The organism is Stutzerimonas sp. C6.4V, from assembly GCF_058536345.1.
On record NZ_JBZUBM010000001.1, the window covers coordinates 88,743 to 105,524 of the forward strand.

General features: G+C 60.7%; 12 protein-coding genes. 10 read left to right on the forward strand and 2 right to left on the reverse strand.

Annotated elements, in window-relative coordinates:
• The first annotated feature begins 104 nt into the window (after positions 1 to 104).
• The 10 genes from rnr (at position 105) to AC4LFW_RS00475 (ending at position 13,114) form a co-directional block, all read left to right on the forward strand.
• Complete coding sequence (gene rnr, locus AC4LFW_RS00430) at positions 105 to 2,639, forward strand: ribonuclease R (RefSeq protein ID WP_491816868.1); 2,535 nt, start codon at positions 105 to 107, stop codon at positions 2,637 to 2,639.
• Entirely contained in the window at positions 2,636 to 3,391 is a 756-nt protein-coding gene (rlmB, locus tag AC4LFW_RS00435; protein ID WP_491816869.1) for a 23S rRNA (guanosine(2251)-2'-O)-methyltransferase RlmB, read from the forward strand. Before rnr ends, rlmB begins: the two co-directional genes overlap by 4 nt.
• Positions 3,392 to 3,581: 190 nt before the next feature.
• Positions 3,582 to 5,747, forward strand: a complete 2,166-nt coding sequence (locus AC4LFW_RS00440; protein WP_491816870.1) for a PAS domain-containing protein — start codon at positions 3,582 to 3,584, stop codon at positions 5,745 to 5,747.
• A 175-nt stretch (positions 5,748 to 5,922) separates the two neighbouring features.
• Entirely contained in the window at positions 5,923 to 6,345 is a 423-nt protein-coding gene (rpsF, locus tag AC4LFW_RS00445) for a 30S ribosomal protein S6 (protein WP_021206772.1), read from the forward strand.
• Between the two features lie 28 nt (positions 6,346 to 6,373).
• Positions 6,374 to 6,604 (forward strand): 30S ribosomal protein S18, encoded by a 231-nt coding sequence (gene rpsR / locus AC4LFW_RS00450; protein ID WP_181083052.1) that lies wholly within the window; start codon positions 6,374 to 6,376, stop codon positions 6,602 to 6,604.
• Positions 6,605 to 6,638: 34 nt separating this feature from the next.
• Positions 6,639 to 7,532 carry a hypothetical protein gene (locus AC4LFW_RS00455; protein WP_491816871.1) on the forward strand — a complete coding sequence of 298 codons (894 nt, stop codon included), beginning with the start codon at positions 6,639 to 6,641 and terminating at the stop codon, positions 7,530 to 7,532.
• A 21-nt stretch (positions 7,533 to 7,553) separates the two neighbouring features.
• Entirely contained in the window at positions 7,554 to 8,000 is a 447-nt protein-coding gene (gene rplI, locus AC4LFW_RS00460) for a 50S ribosomal protein L9 (protein ID WP_491816872.1), read from the forward strand.
• A gap of 110 nt (positions 8,001 to 8,110) precedes the next feature.
• Positions 8,111 to 9,505, forward strand: a complete 1,395-nt coding sequence (gene dnaB / locus AC4LFW_RS00465; RefSeq protein WP_491816873.1) for a replicative DNA helicase — start codon at positions 8,111 to 8,113, stop codon at positions 9,503 to 9,505.
• Positions 9,506 to 9,632: 127 nt separating this feature from the next.
• On the forward strand, positions 9,633 to 10,712 hold the full coding sequence (gene alr / locus AC4LFW_RS00470) for an alanine racemase (RefSeq protein WP_491816874.1): 1,080 nt from the start codon (positions 9,633 to 9,635) through the stop codon (positions 10,710 to 10,712).
• A gap of 110 nt (positions 10,713 to 10,822) precedes the next feature.
• A complete protein-coding gene (locus tag AC4LFW_RS00475; RefSeq protein ID WP_491816875.1) occupies positions 10,823 to 13,114 on the forward strand; it encodes a YgiQ family radical SAM protein in 2,292 nt (763 codons plus the stop codon).
• A 37-nt stretch (positions 13,115 to 13,151) separates the two neighbouring features.
• Here AC4LFW_RS00475 and AC4LFW_RS00480 read toward each other — a convergent pair whose 3' ends face one another.
• Positions 13,152 to 15,116: a methyl-accepting chemotaxis protein gene (locus tag AC4LFW_RS00480; protein WP_491816876.1), complete on the reverse strand. Its 1,965-nt coding sequence runs from the start codon at positions 15,114 to 15,116 to the stop codon at positions 13,152 to 13,154.
• A gap of 52 nt (positions 15,117 to 15,168) precedes the next feature.
• Entirely contained in the window at positions 15,169 to 16,779 is a 1,611-nt protein-coding gene (locus AC4LFW_RS00485; RefSeq protein ID WP_491816877.1) for a diguanylate cyclase, read from the reverse strand.
• Between the last annotated feature and the right edge of the window lie 3 nt (positions 16,780 to 16,782).

Consider the following 16,782-nt stretch of genomic DNA (forward strand, 5'->3'; position numbering starts at 1 on the left):
AGGAAAAATAATTCGCGTGAAAGCTGCCCTGGGCATGCGTTTCGCGCTTCAATAGATATAGGGCGTTTCTGCCCCTATAAATGAATGAAAGGTGACATCTCTTAATGGCCGATTGGCAATCCCTCGACCCCGAGGCCGCACGTGAAGCGGAAAAGTACGAAAACCCTATTCCCAGCCGCGAGCTGATCCTGCAGCACCTGAGCGAGCGCGGCTCGCCGGCCGCGCGCGAGCAACTGGTCGAGGAATTCGGATTGTCCTCCGAAGAGGACATCGAGGCTCTGCGCCGCCGTTTGCGTGCGATGGAGCGTGATGGTCAGTTGATCTATACCCGGCGTGGCACCTATGCCCCGGTAGACAAGCTGGACCTGGTTTGCGGCCGTGTAAGCGGTCATCGCGATGGCTTCGGCTTTCTGATCCCCGATGATCGAAGTGACGATCTGTTTCTCAGTCCGGCGCAGATGCGCCTGGTATTCGATGGCGATCGCTGCCTGGCCCGAGTCGCCGGGCTCGATCGGCGTGGTCGGCGCGAAGGTGCCATCGTCGAGATCATCAGCCGTGCTCACGAAACCATCGTTGGCCGCTATCAGGAAGAAAGCGATATCGGTTTCGTCATGGCCGACAACCCCAAGATCCAGCAGGAAGTGCTGGTGACTCCTGGGCGATCCATGGGTGCCAAGCCGGGGCAGTTCGTGGAAATCAAGATCACTCATTGGCCTACTCAACGCTTCCAGCCGCAGGGCGATATCGTCGAAGTGATCGGCAACTACATGGCGCCGGGGATGGAGATCGACGTCGCGCTGCGCAGCTTCGACATTCCCCACGTCTGGCCTGAAGCCGTGAAGCGCGAGGCGGCCAAGCTCAAGCCTGAAGTGGAGGAGAAGGACAAGCAAAAGCGTGTCGACCTCCGCCATCTTCCGTTCGTCACGATCGACGGTGAGGACGCGCGTGACTTCGACGACGCCGTATTCTGCGAGAAGCTCAGTGGCTGGAAGCTGTTTTCCGGCGGCTATCGTCTGTATGTCGCTATCGCAGACGTCTCGCATTATGTGAAGGTCGGGTCCGCGCTGGATCAGGAAGCCGAGGTGCGCGGCACTTCGGTGTACTTTCCTGAACGGGTGGTGCCGATGCTCCCTGAGGAGCTGTCCAACGGGCTCTGCTCTTTGAACCCTCATGTCGATCGGTTGGCGATGGTCTGCGAAATCACCCTGAGCAAGTCAGGGAAGATGACGGACTACCAGTTCTATGAAGCTGTCATACATTCCCATGCCCGGCTGACCTATAACAAGGTCAGCAGCATGCTGCAGGAGCCAGGATCAGCTGAAGGCAAGCGCCTGACGGGTGAGTATTCCGAGGTGCTGCCGCATCTCAAGCAGCTGTACGCGCTATACAAGATCCTGCTCAAGGCGCGGCATACCCGTGGCGCCATCGACTTCGAGACGCAGGAGACCCGCATCGTCTTTGGCGCAGGGCGCAAGATTGCCGAAATCAAGCCGACCGAGCGCAACGATGCGCACAAGTTGATCGAGGAATGCATGCTGTGCGCCAACGTGGCCACTGCACGCTTCCTGCAGGATCACGACATCCCCGGTTTGTACCGAGTACATGACGGCCCGCCACTGGAGCGCCAGGAAAAGCTTCGGGCGTTCCTCGGGGAGCTGGGGCTGACGCTGCACAAGGGCAAGGAAGGTCCTACGCCCAAGGATTATCAGGCCCTGCTGGAGCATATCCAGGGGCGTCCCGACTTCCACGTAATCCAGACGGTAATGCTGCGTTCGCTGAGCCAGGCGGTGTACAGCCCTGATAACAACGGACATTTCGGTCTCAATTACGAGGCCTATGCGCACTTCACCTCACCGATTCGCCGGTACCCCGACCTGCTGATTCACCGTGCGATCCGCAGCGTTATCCGCTCCAGACGTGACACCTCGCATGTGCGTCGTGCGGGTGCGACCAGCATGCCCAAGGCCCGCATCTATCCCTACGATGAAGCGGCGCTGGAGCAGCTTGGCGAGCAGTGCTCGATGACCGAGCGGCGCGCTGACGAGGCGACCCGCGACGTGGTGAACTGGCTCAAATGCGAGTTCATGAAGGACCGGGTCGGCGAGAACTTCCCGGGCGTGATCACGGCGGTCACCGGGTTCGGGCTGTTCGTCGAGCTGACGGACATCTATGTCGAGGGCCTGGTGCACGTAACGGCGATGCCAGGCGATTACTACCACTTCGATCCGTTGCACCACCGCCTCTCTGGCGAGCGAAGTGGTCGCAGCTTCCGCCTTGGCGACAGTGTTGAAGTGCGCGTGATGCGGGTCGACCTTGATGAGCGCAAGATCGACTTCGAACTGATTGGCGGCGGCAGCAAGACCGGCATAGGTGAGCGCGCCTCTTCGGATAGTCGAGCTCCCCGGAAAGACGGCAAGGGCAAAAAGGGCGCTGCTGTATCGGCGAGCAATGGCAAGGACTCGGCCAGTCCTGACGTACTCAAAAGCCGCGAGATCAAAAAGGCGCTCCTGAGCGATGCGAAGGGAGGCGGTGCTGCCAAGAGCAAGCCCAGGCGCAGTGGCTCCAAATCGAAGTCGGTCGACAAGGCGGCATCAAGGCCCGAGGGAGCTGCGCCGCGTAAGCGTAAGGCCAAGTCATGAGTGATCTGGAAAAGGTCTACGGTGTGCATGCCGTCGAGGCTCTGCTTCGCCATCATCCAAAGCGGGTCAAGCAGATCTGGCTGGCAGAAGGGCGCGACGACCCGCGGATCCAGGCGATCCTGACCCTCGCGGCGCAAGCAAAGGTTCGCATCGGTCAGTGCGAGCGTCGCGAGATGGATGCGTGGGTCGAGGGTGTCCACCAGGGCGTGATCGCTGAAGTCAGCCCCAGCCAGGTCTGGGGTGATGCCATGCTCGAGGAGCTGCTTGATCGTACCGAGGGCGCGCCGCTGTTGCTGGTGCTCGATGGCGTAACGGACCCGCATAATCTGGGGGCCTGCCTGCGTACCGCCGATGCCGCGGGCGCTCTGGCGGTAATCGTTCCGAAGGATAAGTCCGCCACGTTGAACGCCACGGTGCGCAAGGTGGCATGTGGTGCTGCTGAAGTCATTCCGCTGGTAGCGGTCACCAACCTGGCTCGGACGCTCGAAAAGCTGCAACAGCGCGGTCTCTGGATCGTCGGTACGGCCGGAGAAGCCGAGCAGGAGATCTATGATCAGGATCTTAGCGGGCCGATCGTCATGGTGATGGGGGCTGAGGGCAAGGGGATGCGTCGCCTGACCCGCGAGCATTGCGATTTTCTGGTGCGCTTGCCCATGGGCGGCAGCGTGAGCAGTCTCAATGTTTCCGTTGCCACTGGCGTCTGTCTGTTCGAGGCGCTGCGCCAGCGCCGCTCGGCCATGCGGGCAGGTTAGGGCGCCTCGTTGATCTCCATCCGCAAAGGTGTTTTTGCTTCGGAAACGGATCGTACTTGTCGCGGTCAATAATCCGATCTGAATCTGGCACTCAAGCCTTCACTTAAATCTTTGGTTCGGTTGAGCGTCGGGCGGCTGTCCGGCGCCAGCCTTGATATAGCCAGCGCCAGGCTCGCATCATGGAGGTGGTATGCCGCAACGCCCGTCTTTCGAGGCTCTTTTCCAGGTTTCACCAAACGCCTACCTGTTGTTGGACCCTGATCTGGTGATCCTGGATGCCAATGCGGCTTACCTGAAACTCACCGCGCGGAATATCAGTGAGATTGCCGGGCGTCGCATTCAGGACGCGTTTGCTGCCGATCCGCAGTTTCCTGAGTCGACCCATGTTGATGAGTTGCTGGCGTCGTTTGGCAGAGTGCTGCGCACCAAGGCTCCCGATACCCTGCCTGTGATTCGCTATTCGATTGCTGTCAGCTCCGAGCGTGACGCCGCCTATGAAGATCGTTATTGGAGCGCCACTCATACTCCGTTGCTGGATGAGCGGGGAGAAGTTCTGGCAATCCTCCAGCACACCGTTGATATCACTGAGCTTCAGTCGCTGAAGGATTCGTTGCGTTCTGCTGAACCTTCTGCTCAGCCAGTACAGCAGATCGAGGCCGCGATCATCTCTCGCGCCCGATCGATTCAGGACGAAGGAAATCAGTTGCGCCAGTTGTTTGCGCAAGCGCCTGGGTTCGTCTGTTTTCTCCGCGGGCCGGAGCACGTGTTCGAGCTCGTCAACGAAGCCTACCAGCAGCTTACAGGGCACCGTCATCTCGTGGGCAAGTCGGTGCGTGAGGGGCTGCCCGAGCTTGAAGGCCAGGCATTTGTCGCGTTGCTCGACGAGGTTTACCGTTCCGGTGAGCCCTACATTGGCAGGGACATGCGGGCGCTGTTGCAGCGCCGACCGGAAGCCGAGCCGGAGGAGGTCTTCGTCGATTTCGTCTTCCAGCCGATCATCGAACGCGAGGGCCAGCCTTCCGGGATTTTTGTGCTCGGCAGTGACGTTACCGAGCAGCATCGCAGTCAGCAGGAGCTGCGCGAGCATCGCGAACGCCTCGAGGAGTTGGTGCGCGAGCGCACCCGCGAATTGCTCGACAGCGAATCCGAGCGCCGTGCCGCTCAGGCGGCATTGCTGCAGGCGCAGAAGCTTGAGGCGGTCGGCAAACTGACGGGGGGTATCGCGCACGACTTCAACAACATGCTGCAGGTCATCGGTGGCAATCTGCAGTTGCTGCGCCGCAACCTGAGCGCGGACGAGACCGCTCAGAGGCGGCTGGAGTCCGCGGTGGGCGGAGTGGAAAAAGGGGCTCGCCTGGCATCCCAGTTGCTGGCCTTTGCCAGCCGGCAACCGCTGCAGCCCCAATCGGTTGATGTCGGCGATCTGCTTGGGCAGATGAGCGAGCTGCTCAATGGTGCCCTGGGGCGTGCGGTTCAGGTTGATGTCGATGTCGCTTCCGGTCTGTGGCCCGTGTTTGCCGATGTCGGCAATCTTCAGGCGGCCATTCTCAATCTGGCTGTCAATGCGCGTGATGCAATGGCCAGTGGCGGTCTGCTGTCTCTGCGGTTGCGCAACTGCGTTCTGGATGTGGCTCGGACCGCCGGCCATCCGGGTGCCGAAGCCGGGCCTTACGTAGAGCTCGCTGTGATTGACGAGGGTGAGGGCATGGCCCCGGATACGCTTCAGCGTGCGTTCGAGCCATTTTTCACTACCCGAAAGGACAGCAATGCGTCAGGCCTCGGTCTGAGCATGGTCTACGGTTTCGTCAAGCAGAGCGGGGGGTTCGTCGAGCTGGAAAGCGAACAGGGGCGTGGCACATCGGTTCGTGTATATCTGCCGAGTCGCGTCGCGTTGGGTGAGCAAGCCGGACGGGTAGCCGCAGGCCCCGCCCAGCTGGAATCCGCCTGGCCTTCGCCTGAGCAGACTGGCGTGACGGAATCTTCCGGCCTGAACATCCTGTTTGTCGAGGATGACCCGACCCTGCGCATGCTAACCGGAGAAGTCATGGAAGAGCTGGGGCATGAGGTCAGCCTTTGCGAATCGGCCGAGGCAGCATTGGATCAACTGGCCAGACAGTCCTTCGACGTGTTGCTCACCGATGTCGGTCTCGCCGGCATGAGCGGCATCGAGCTGGTGCGTCAGGCCAAGGCGTGCGACGCCGACCTGAGCGTCGTCATTGCCTCAGGTTATGCAGTTGACGCTCGCGAAGTCGGATTGCCAGACCTGCGCTCCATGCTCAAGCCTTACGACATCCATCAGGTCAGGTCTCTGCTTGAAAGCATTCAGGCCGAGCGAACCATTGCCGGGCGCGGCTAGGCTGGTCAAATATTCACCAAATCGCCTTGCGCGGTCGTCCGGGCTTCTCTAGAATTGCGCCCCTTGCCCGGATGGCAGGCGTTTGCGCGCCTCTCTGGCTGGCAAGTCAACATCACTGATCCACTCCTTGCCTGATCCGCGTTGTGCGGCAGGCTGCAACCCGTAAGGAGCAACAATGCGTCATTACGAAATCATCTTTCTGGTCCACCCCGACCAGAGCGAGCAGGTCGGCGGCATGGTGGAGCGTTACACCAAGCTGATCGAAGAAGACGGTGGCAAGATCCATCGTCTGGAAGACTGGGGCCGTCGTCAGCTGGCTTACGCCATCAACAACGTGCACAAGGCTCACTACGTGATGCTGAACGTCGAGTGCAGCGGCAAGGCACTGGCTGAGCTGGAAGACAACTTCCGCTACAACGACGCCGTCATCCGTAACCTGGTCATCCGTCGCGACGAAGCCGTGACTGAACAGTCCGAGATGCTCAAGGCTGAGGAAAACCGTAGCGAGCGCCGCGAGCGTCGTGATCGCCCTGAATCTGACAATGTCAATGAAAACGACAATGACAGTGACAGCCGCGACAACAACGCTGACGAGTAATCCACGGACCTATTGAGGAGCCTATTTCATGGCACGTTTTTTCCGTCGTCGTAAGTTCTGCCGTTTCACCGCTGAAGACGTGAAAGAGATCGATTACAAGGATCTCAACACACTGAAAGCCTACATTTCCGAAACCGGCAAGATCGTTCCTAGCCGTATTACCGGAACCAAAGCACGCTATCAGCGCCAGCTGGCCACCGCTATCAAGCGCGCCCGCTTCCTGGCCCTGCTGCCCTACACCGACAGCCACGGCCGTTGATCGAACTGTTCGACAGAAGTAAAGGATAAATCGCATGCGCGCCCTGGCTGACTTCATCATGCGCGGCCGTATGCAGGCGATTGTTGTTGTGGCTGGCTCTGCTGCGCTGCCGATGCTGTTCTGGTTGTGCGCTGCTGCAGGCAGTCTGGTGTTGTTGCGTCGTGGTCTGAATGATGCTCTGGGCGTGTTGGTATGGGCTGTATTGCCCGCACTCGTCTGGTGGTATTTCGGTGATCCGCGCACGCTGCTGGTACTGCTGGGTTCGTTCGGGTTGGCGCTGCTGCTGCGCAACCAGCGTTCCTGGGTCCGTGTGATGCTGTGCAGTGTGGGGCTCGGGTTGTTGTATGCCTGGGTGCTTGGAATGGTTTTCGGCGAGCCGATTGCGGCGCTCGCCACTGAGTTGCAGAAAGTGCTCCCCGACATGCTGTCGGATGCCTACCAGCAACTGTCAGTGGAGGAGCAGGCGCGACTGGGGGCGCTGCTGACACCGGTTTTGACCGGTTTGCTGGCAGCGCTGCTGCAGATAGCCACCTTGCTCAGTCTGATGCTCGGGCGGTACTGGCAAGCGTCGTTGTACAACCCAGGTGGCTTTGGCCTCGAGTTTCGGGCGCTGCGCTTTCCCCCAGTGCTGGCAATGCTGCTGCTGATGGGCGTGTTGCTGAGTCCGAGCCTCGGGGTACAGATGGCGTTGCTGGCTCCTTTGTGCAGTGTTCCGCTGGTGTTTGCCGGGGTCGCACTCATACACGGGCTGGTGGCGCAGGGTCGGATGTCACGGTTCTGGCTGGTGGGGCTCTATGTCACGCTGGTGCTGTTCATGCAGTTGCTTTATCCGTTATTGGCCGTAATGGCCGTTGTCGACAGCTTGTTTGATTTCCGCGGTCGCGCATCTCGTGATGACGATGCAGGACCTGCGGACGGTGAAGGTTAAAAGTTAAGAGGTAAGACTCAAATGGAAGTCATCCTGCTGGAAAAAGTCGCAAACCTGGGCAACCTGGGCGACAAGGTAAACGTCAAGTCTGGCTACGGGCGCAACTATCTGCTGCCGCAGCGCAAGGCCACTGCAGCGACTGCTGCAAACATCGCCGAGTTCGAAGCTCGCCGTGCTGACCTGGAAAAGGCTGCTGCCGATCGTAAGGCGTCTGCCGAAACTCGCGCAGCTCAGCTGGCTGAACTGGAAGTCACCATCACCGCTACTGCGGGCGATGAGGGCAAGCTGTTCGGTTCCATCGGTACTCATGACATCGCCGATGCGCTGACCGCCTCTGGCGTGGAAGTCGCGAAAAGCGAGATCCGTCTGCCAAACGGCACCATCCGTCAGGTTGGTGAGTACGACGTCGCTGTGCACCTGCACACCGATGTTGAAGCGACCGTGAAGCTGATCGTGATCGCTGGCTGATACAGGCCATCGTCTGGCACCTCTGGTGCCTGACGAGTACCATCGGGCACGTTTCCACGCGAGTGGAACGTGCCCTTTGTTTTTCTGAACGCTAAAGAATCTCGAGTGCCATGAACGACATCAGTGTGCCCCAGCAGTACGACCTGGAAACCGCAGCGCTCAAGGTGCCGCCACATTCCATCGAGGCCGAGCAGGCCGTACTGGGCGGCCTGATGCTGGACAATAACGCCTGGGAGCGGGTGCTTGATCAGGTCTCGGATGGCGATTTCTATCGCCATGATCATCGGTTGATCTTCCGAGCCATCTTTACCCTGGCCGAGCGCAACTCGCCATTCGACGTGGTGACCCTGTCCGAGCAGCTAGACAAGGAAGGGCATCTGTCCCAGGTCGGCGGCCTGGCCTATCTCGGCGAGCTGGCGAAGAACACGCCGTCGGTGGCGAACATCAAGGCCTATGCGCAGATCATTCGTGAACGAGCAACGCTGCGCCAGCTGATCGGCATCAGCAACGACATCGCCGGTAGCGCCTATGCGCCGCAAGGGCGTACGGGGGAAGAAATCCTCGACGAAGCCGAGCGCCTGATCTTTCAGATCGCCGAAGCACGCCCCAAGACAGGCGGGCCAATAGGCATCAACGACATCCTGGTCAAGGCGATCGACCGGATCGATTCGCTGTTCAACGCCGGTGAGGCGATCACCGGCCTATCCACCGGTTTTACCGATTTGGATGAAGCCACCAGTGGCTTGCAGGCGGCCGACCTGATCATCGTTGCCGGTCGTCCATCCATGGGTAAGACCACCTTTGCGATGAACCTCGTCGAAAACGCCGTACTGCGCTCCGACAAGGCGATTCTGGTGTTCTCGCTGGAAATGCCGGCCGATTCCATCGTCATTCGTATGCTTGCCTCCCTTGGTCGTATCGACCAGACCAAGGTCAGGACCGGCAAGCTCAGTGATGACGACTGGCCGCGCCTGACCTCTGCGGTGAACCTGCTCAACGACCGCAAGCTGTTTATCGACGACACCGCTGGCATCTCTCCTTCCGAGATGCGCGCCCGGACACGCCGTCTGGCCCGTGAGCACGGGGAGATCGGCATGATCATGGTCGACTACCTGCAGCTGATGCAGATCCCCGGCTCCAGTGGCGACAACCGGACCAACGAGATCTCCGAGATCTCCCGCTCGCTGAAGGGCCTGGCGAAGGAATTCAATTGCCCGGTAATCGCCCTGTCCCAGCTCAACCGCTCCCTGGAGCAGCGGCCCAACAAGCGTCCGGTCAACTCCGACCTTCGCGAATCGGGCGCTATCGAGCAGGACGCTGACATCATCATGTTCGTTTACCGGGATGAGGTGTACCACCCGGAAACCGAGTACAAGGGCGTCGCCGAGATCATCATCGGCAAGCAGCGGAACGGCCCGATCGGTACGACACGCCTGGCGTTTCTCGGCAAATATTCGCGCTTCGAGAACCTGGCGCCGGGTAGCTACCAGTTCGATGATGAGTAAGGCAGTCTGAGCTGGAAGCTGGAAGCTAAAAAGAGCTTGGAAGGCCGTGGCAAGTCGGGTTGGCCCTTGCCGGACAACGTGCGGGGCTTGAGAATGTGCCGCTTCTGTCGCCTGAAGGAATGGTCCTATGCGCCCCCTCGTCGCCACCGTCGATCTCGCTGCCCTTCGCCACAATTATCAGCTGGCCAAGCAGTGCGCGCCGGGGCGTAAAGCCTTTGCGGTTGTCAAAGCCAACGCCTACGGGCACGGTGCGCCCATGGCAGTTGAATGCCTTCGCGGATTGGCTGACGGCTTTGCCGTGGCATCGTTGGAAGAGGCGGAGCAGGTCCGGTCCGTCGATACGAACACGAGGCTGCTGCTGCTCGAAGGCTGTTTCGAGCCGGATGAATATGCCGTAGCGGCGGCGCTTGGGTTAGACGTTGCAGTTCAAGGCGAAGCTCAGCTGGACGCGCTCCTGGCTGCAACAATCGAGAGGCCTCTGAATCTCTGGCTGAAGCTCGACTCCGGCATGCATCGGCTAGGCTTCAGCGTCGATGCTTTGCGCCGCGCCCATGCTCGTTTGCAAGGTGCAACGCAGGTTGCAGAACTCAACCTGATGAGCCATTTCGCCTGTGCCGATGAGCGTGGGCATCCTCTTAACGAGACGCAGCTGGAGCAGTTTTCCGGTCTGACGGATCTCGCATTCGGTAATCGCTCATTCGCCAATTCCGCCGCTGTGCTGACGATGCCTGCTGCGCACATGGACTGGCTGCGTCCCGGGATCATGCTCTACGGTGCTTCGCCTTTCGCCGAGCTGAGCGCTGAAACGCTGGGCCTTAAACCAGTCATGACACTGACCGCTTCGATTATCGCGATTCGTGAGGTTCCGGTCGGCGAGAGTGTGGGTTATGGCGCAAGTTGGGTTGCTCAGCGGCCTTCGCGTATCGCCACGGTCAGCTGTGGTTATGCCGATGGCTATCCACGTACGGCGCCGCCTGGCACCTCAGTTGCGGTACGTGGGCAGCGAATGCCTCTCGCTGGCCGGGTCTCGATGGACATGCTTGCCGTGGATATCACCGATCTGCCGCAGGCGGCCCTCGGCGATGCCGTGGAGCTTTGGGGTAAGTCGATCGCTATCGACGAATTGGCCCACGCGTGCGGGACCATCGGCTACGAGTTGCTGACCAAGGTGACCCAACGCGTGCCGCGGCGTTATATCAACGGGTGAGCGCCGGTTCGCCTGTGCAAGATTGATAAAAGCCGACCATCATGGTCGGCCTTCCTGATCATTTTTTGTGCTATATTCCGCGCCCGTTTCTGTTGCCCCGGTTCCTCGCCATGCACGCAGCCAAGCCCCTATTCGACTATCCCAAGTACTGGGCCGAGTGTTTCGGCCCGGCGCCGTTCCTGCCTATGAGCAGGGAGGAGATGGATCAGCTTGGCTGGGATTCCTGCGATGTCATCATCGTGACCGGAGACGCCTACGTTGACCATCCGTCGTTCGGCATGGCGATCATCGGGCGCCTGCTGGAAGCCCAGGGTTTCCGCGTCGGCATCATCAGCCAGCCCGACTGGCAGAGCAAAGACGACTTCATGAAGCTTGGCCAGCCGAATCTGTTCTTCGGTATCGCGGCGGGCAACATGGACTCGATGATCAATCGCTATACCGCCGACCGCAAGGTGCGCTCGGATGATGCCTACACCGCGGGTGGTTTGGCCGGCAAGCGCCCGGACCGTGCCAGCCTTGTCTATAGCCAGCGCTGCAAGGAGGCATTCAAGGATACGCCGGTCGTTCTGGGTGGCATCGAAGCGTCCCTGCGCCGCATCGCACATTACGACTACTGGCAGGACAAGGTGCGTCGCTCGATTCTGATGGACGCCACGGCGGACATTCTGCTGTACGGCAATGCCGAGCGGGCGATCGTAGAGGTGGCGCAGCGTCTGTCGCGTGGAGAAGCGATCGAGCAGATCACCGATGTGCGCGGTACTGCATTCATTCGGCGGGACGCGCCGGAAGGTTGGTTCGAGGTCGATTCGACCCGTATCGATCGGCCGGGCAAGGTCGACAAGATCATCAACCCCTACGTCAACACCCAGGATCTGCAAGCCTGTGCCATCGAGCAGGAGAAGGGCACGGGCCCCGCCGATGACCCGAACGAGGCCAAGGTCGTCCAGCTGCTGCCGAGCCCGAAGATCGAGCGCGACCGGACCGTCATCAGGCTCCCGTCCTTCGAGAAAGTGCGCAACGATCCGGCGCTCTATGCCCATGCCAACCGCGTGCTGCACCTGGAAACCAACCCGGGCAACGCCCGAGCGCTGGTGCAACGCCATGGCGACCACGACATCTGGCTGAATCCTCCGCCGATTCCGCTGACCACCGAGGAGATGGATTACGTCTTTGCTTCGCCGTATGCGCGCGTGCCGCATCCGTCCTACGGCGGCGCGAAGATCCCCGCTTACGACATGATCCGTTTCTCGGTGAACATCATGCGTGGTTGCTTTGGTGGCTGCACCTTCTGCTCGATCACCGAGCATGAGGGCCGGATCATCCAGAACCGCTCGCACGAATCGATTCTCCATGAGATCGAGGAGATGAAGAAGCTGCCCGGATTTACCGGCGTGGTGTCTGATCTTGGCGGGCCGACGGCAAACATGTACCGCATTGCCTGCAAGAGTCCTGAGATCGAGAAGCACTGCCGCAAGCCCTCGTGCGTGTATCCGGGTATCTGCGAGAACCTCAACACTGACCACAGTTCGTTGATCGAGCTGTATCGCAAGGCGCGTGCGTTGCCTGGCGTGAAGAAGATCCTGATCGCATCCGGGCTGCGTTACGACCTGGCGGTCGAGTCCCCGGAGTACGTCAAGGAGCTGGTCACTCACCACGTGGGCGGCTATCTGAAAATTGCCCCGGAGCACACCGAGCGCGGCCCGCTGGACAAGATGATGAAGCCGGGGATCGGCAGCTACGACAAGTTCAAGCGGATGTTCGACAAGTATTCGAAGGAGGCAGGCAAGGAGCAGTACCTGATTCCCTACTTTATTGCCGCACATCCCGGCACCACTGACGAGGACATGATGAACCTCGCGCTGTGGCTCAAGGCCAACGGCTTCCGCGCCGACCAGGTCCAGGCGTTCTACCCATCACCAATGGCCAGCGCCACGGCGATGTACCACAGCGGCAAGAACCCGCTGCGCAAGGTCACCTACAAGAGCGAAGGCGTCACCATCGTCAAGAGCGAGGAACAGCGCCGCTTGCACAAGGCATTCCTGCGTTACCACGATCCCAAGGGCTGGCCGATGCTACGCGAGGCCCTGCAACGTATGGGCCGTGCAGACCTGATCGGCAGTGGCAAGCATCAGCTGATCCCGGCCCATCAGCCTGCCACCGAGGGCTATCAGAGCGCACGGCGCAAGAACTCGACCCCGGTGGGTAGCAAGAAAGCGGGGCAGGGAGGCAAGATCCTCACCCAGCACAACGGCTTGCCTCCACGTAGCCATGATGGCAATGCCTGGGACAAGCGCGAGCAGGCGAAAGCGGCTGCCGAAGCGCGGCGCAAGGCGGCGGGCAGCACGGGCAAGCCTGCCGGAAAGGGTCGCAAACCTTCCCAGCGTCCCGCCGTGCCACGCTGATCCATGGGCCGGCGCACGTGTCGCGCCGGTTGCCATGTCAGCCTCTGAAAGCCTGCGTGGCCTGGTCCAGCTCGACGGCCAGGCGCAACATCTGTTTGCTCTGCTCACGGCCTCGGCTGATGTGCGCCAGGTTGCTGTCGCCGAGCTGGTGAATTCGTTCGCTGTGGCTGCGGATCTCGCTGACCGCATCGCTCTGCTGCGCAGTGGCCAGTGCGATCTGCGCCGCCATCTGCTCGATCGATCCGATGGTGGCGACGATCCGGTTCAGCGCCGAGTCGGCGGTTTCGGCCAGCTGTGCGGTCTCTTCGGCATGATCGACCTGGATCCGCATCGCCTGTACCGATTGATGCGCGGCGGTCTGCAGGCTCCTGATCAGCAGCTGGATCTCCTCGGTCGCACCGCTGGTGCGTTGCGCCAGCGTACGTACCTCGTCGGCGACCACGGCGAACCCACGGCCCTGTGCGCCCGCTCTGGCTGCTTCGATCGCAGCGTTCAGCGCGAGCAGGTTGGTTTGCTCGGCAATCGAGCGAATTACCGTCAACACCGTGCCGATGGTGCTGGTTTCGTCGGCCAGCCGTTCGATGGCCAGGGCGTTGCCCTGCACTTCACTGACCAGGCCGCGCAGGCCGGTCAGGCTCCGGCTGATGACCGCCTGGCCTTCGCAGACCGCCTGGCCTGCGTCGCGCCCGGCCTGCGCCGTCTGATCCGCACCTGTCGCCACGTCATGGATGGTCGCCTCCAGCTCTTCCAGTGCGTCTCGAATCTGCGCCGTGTCGCTGCTCTGGCGGCTGGCGCCCTGGTGCAGGTCATTGCTCATCTCAGCCAGGCTACGGCTGTTGCCGGTGACTTCCTGGGCATGCTGACGCAGCGTGCCGACCAATGTGAGCAGATAGCTGCGCAACTGGTTGAGTGACGCACCGATTTCTACCATCTCCACCGTCTTGGAGCGAAGTTCGACGGGCCTTTGAAAGTCGCCGCCGGCCCATGCGCGAAGCGCAGGTGCCAGTTGTCCCAGCGACCAGGTCAGCCTGCGCTGCAGTCGATCGATGGCAAGTGCAACCAGAAGAATCAGGGCGATGATGGCGCCCTGAATAAGCCGCACTTCCCCCTGGATACGATCACGCTCTGCACGGATTTCCGGTTCCAGATCATCCAGTGCCGTTTGCAGCATGCTGACCTTCTTCTCGGCACTATCCCTGAGCCTGACACGTTGCTCGATCAGTTCGCGCGTGCGTTGCAGCTCGCCTGGATAACGCGAGAGCAGGCTGGTTAGCTCGCGCTTCAGCGCAATGCCCTGATCCTCGGCGGGTTGCGCCTGGGCTTGTTCGTCGAGATCCAGCAGGGCAGCAAAGGCGCTTGCGCCGGACTGTTGCTCGCTCGCGACACCGAGCAGGGGCAGCGCTTCCAGTTTGTCTGCTTCTTTTCTGACGGCTTGCAAGGCCTGCTCAACATCGGCCACCAACTCGTCCTGGCCGCTGGTGGTCAGCTTGGCGCGCGCGTGGCTGAGGCGGATCAGCTGCCTGCTTGCCTCGAACAGCGGCGCCTGATACTGCGCGGCAGCGGTGTGTTGGTCCTGAGCGGCATAGCGATGAAGCTGTTCCAGGGTTCCCGCCATTTCACGCTCAGCCTGGAGCAGCAAGCCCTGTGGATCACCCGCCAGTTTTCCTGCTGCCAGCAGCTCGGTGGCAGTGAACTGGTGAAGCTGTTCCAGGCTCGGCTGCAGGCGACTGGCGAAGGGACCGGGCAGGGCACCGACATCCGTTGCCAAGCCTTCCAGTTCGGTCAAAGCGGACTTGTGACGCAGGGCGTCGCCACTACTCAGGTACTGGTGGACATTGCTGGCCACCTGGTGCTGAAAACGCTGGGAAAGGCTCAGATAGCGGCCCATCAGCTGGTAGGGGCGCTCCAGCGCCTGCTCCGACCACCATAGCGTGGCCCCAAGTGCCAGGCAGATGGCCACAAGAAGCAGGGTATTGAGTGTGGTAAGCGATTTCAGGCGCATCCTGGCTTCCAACGAGGCGGGAGGCTAGGACTTTATGGCGAAATGATTTCACTCAGGTGACAGCGGTGAATCTTTCGACCCTGTTTCGGCCGCCTTTCTTGGCGTTGTAGAGGGCTTCGTCCGCCTGCTGGGTGAGCATCTTCGTATCCGTCGTTGCAGTCAGTTCGCTGATGCCGCAGCTGAAGGTGCAGCTCAGGTCGGCTGGCTGCGCCGGAAAGCGGATCTCGGCAAAGCGTTGGCGTATGTCGTCCAGTACCTTGACCGCATCGCTCGCGCAGGTATCGGGCAGTACCACCGCAAACTCCTCCCCGCCATAGCGGCCGATGTGATCGGTCTTGCGCAGGCGCTGCTTGAGAAACAACGCCAGACTCTTGATCACGCGGTCGCCCATGGGATGGCCGTAGGTATCGTTGACCTTCTTGAAATGGTCGATGTCGATCATCGCGAAACACAGCGGCCGGTTATCGCGGCGCGCCCGCGAGCTGGCGTCTTCGAGCAGCTGCAGGCTGTGGGTGTGGTTGTAGAGTCCGGTGAGGCTGTCGCGAACAATCCGGGCTTTGAGGTTGCGAGCGCGCTCTGCGCGGGTGCGGACGGTGGCGATAAGGTGGCTTGGTTTGATGGGTTTGGTGAGAAAATCGTCGCCGCCCTCGCTCATCGCATCTAGCTGTTTGTCCAGATCATCCTCGGCGGACAGGTAGATGATCGGCACGCTGACATAGCGCTCATGTTGGCGGATGACCTTTGCCAGTTCGGTGCCCATGCAGTCGGGCATGTACATATCCAGAATGATAAGGTCCGGCTGGAACTCGGCCAAGTGGGTAATCGCCTGTATGGGCTCGTTGAGTGTGCGGGTGATGATGCCCGCGTTGTTCAGTACCCGCTCGGTATGGGTTGCCTGGGCCCGGGAGTCATCGATGATGAGCACCCGGAACGGTTCGTAATGGGCCGTCCGGGTAAAAATCTCGATGCGCTCAAGCAGGCTGGACGCATCGATGCTGCCGGTAAAGAAATCCAGTCCGCCGGCCCGGACCGCAGCCAGCCGCATCGGCGTATCGGTTTCCTGATGGCTAAAGAAGATCAGGGGCAGTTTTTCCTCAAGCTTTTGCTGGATTCGCTCGGCAAGCCTCAGGCCTTCTCCTGCACCGTTGAAATCCACATCCATGACGATGGCGGCTGGGTGCCGCTCATGCATTGCCGCAAGAAACTGGCGATCATCGACGAACGCCTGGGCTGTCATGCTGAAGAATTCCAGTTGGCGCACTACATGGCGGGCTCGCTCGTGATTGTCCAGCGCAATATAGACGGGCTTGCTCAGTGGCGGGACATAGGCTGACTGGCCACGCGGATCGCCATGGCGCAGACCGGTGCGGGCCAGTCGGTAGATCAGCTGGCTAAGCGTGGCTATGGAGTCGCTCGAGAGCCGCCCGCGGTTATCGCGGATGTCGTTCAGGCATTCATCGATACTCAGCGCAAGCTGCTGATGCTCGGTCTGGCCGAAGCGCTCGGCAAAACGCCGTAGGCGCTGGTTCGCGTCGCTGAGAGCGGCGCGATAGGCGTCGCTCCACTCGCTGCGCTGAAGCTGCTGCCAGACTTCAAGGACTTCCCGCGCCTGATGGATGACTCGTTGCGCGAAGTGCTTTTTGAGATTTTCCTGTTCCGACATTCC

Bases quoted from the DNA above. Each gene is read 5' to 3' on its own strand.
- AC4LFW_RS00455 (WP_491816871.1), top strand. From the start codon at position 6,639: ATGCGCGCCCTGGCTGACTTCATCATGCGCGGCCGTATGCAGGCGATT.
- rpsR (WP_181083052.1), top strand. From the start codon at position 6,374: ATGGCACGTTTTTTCCGTCGTCGTAAGTTCTGCCGTTTCACCGCTGAA.
- AC4LFW_RS00440 (WP_491816870.1), top strand. From the start codon at position 3,582: ATGCCGCAACGCCCGTCTTTCGAGGCTCTTTTCCAGGTTTCACCAAAC.
- AC4LFW_RS00480 (WP_491816876.1), bottom strand. From the start codon at position 15,116: ATGCGCCTGAAATCGCTTACCACACTCAATACCCTGCTTCTTGTGGCC.
- rnr (WP_491816868.1), top strand. From the start codon at position 105: ATGGCCGATTGGCAATCCCTCGACCCCGAGGCCGCACGTGAAGCGGAA.
- AC4LFW_RS00485 (WP_491816877.1), bottom strand. From the start codon at position 16,779: ATGTCGGAACAGGAAAATCTCAAAAAGCACTTCGCGCAACGAGTCATC.
- rlmB (WP_491816869.1), top strand. From the start codon at position 2,636: ATGAGTGATCTGGAAAAGGTCTACGGTGTGCATGCCGTCGAGGCTCTG.
- rplI (WP_491816872.1), top strand. From the start codon at position 7,554: ATGGAAGTCATCCTGCTGGAAAAAGTCGCAAACCTGGGCAACCTGGGC.
- dnaB (WP_491816873.1), top strand. From the start codon at position 8,111: ATGAACGACATCAGTGTGCCCCAGCAGTACGACCTGGAAACCGCAGCG.
- alr (WP_491816874.1), top strand. From the start codon at position 9,633: ATGCGCCCCCTCGTCGCCACCGTCGATCTCGCTGCCCTTCGCCACAAT.
- rpsF (WP_021206772.1), top strand. From the start codon at position 5,923: ATGCGTCATTACGAAATCATCTTTCTGGTCCACCCCGACCAGAGCGAG.
- AC4LFW_RS00475 (WP_491816875.1), top strand. From the start codon at position 10,823: ATGCACGCAGCCAAGCCCCTATTCGACTATCCCAAGTACTGGGCCGAG.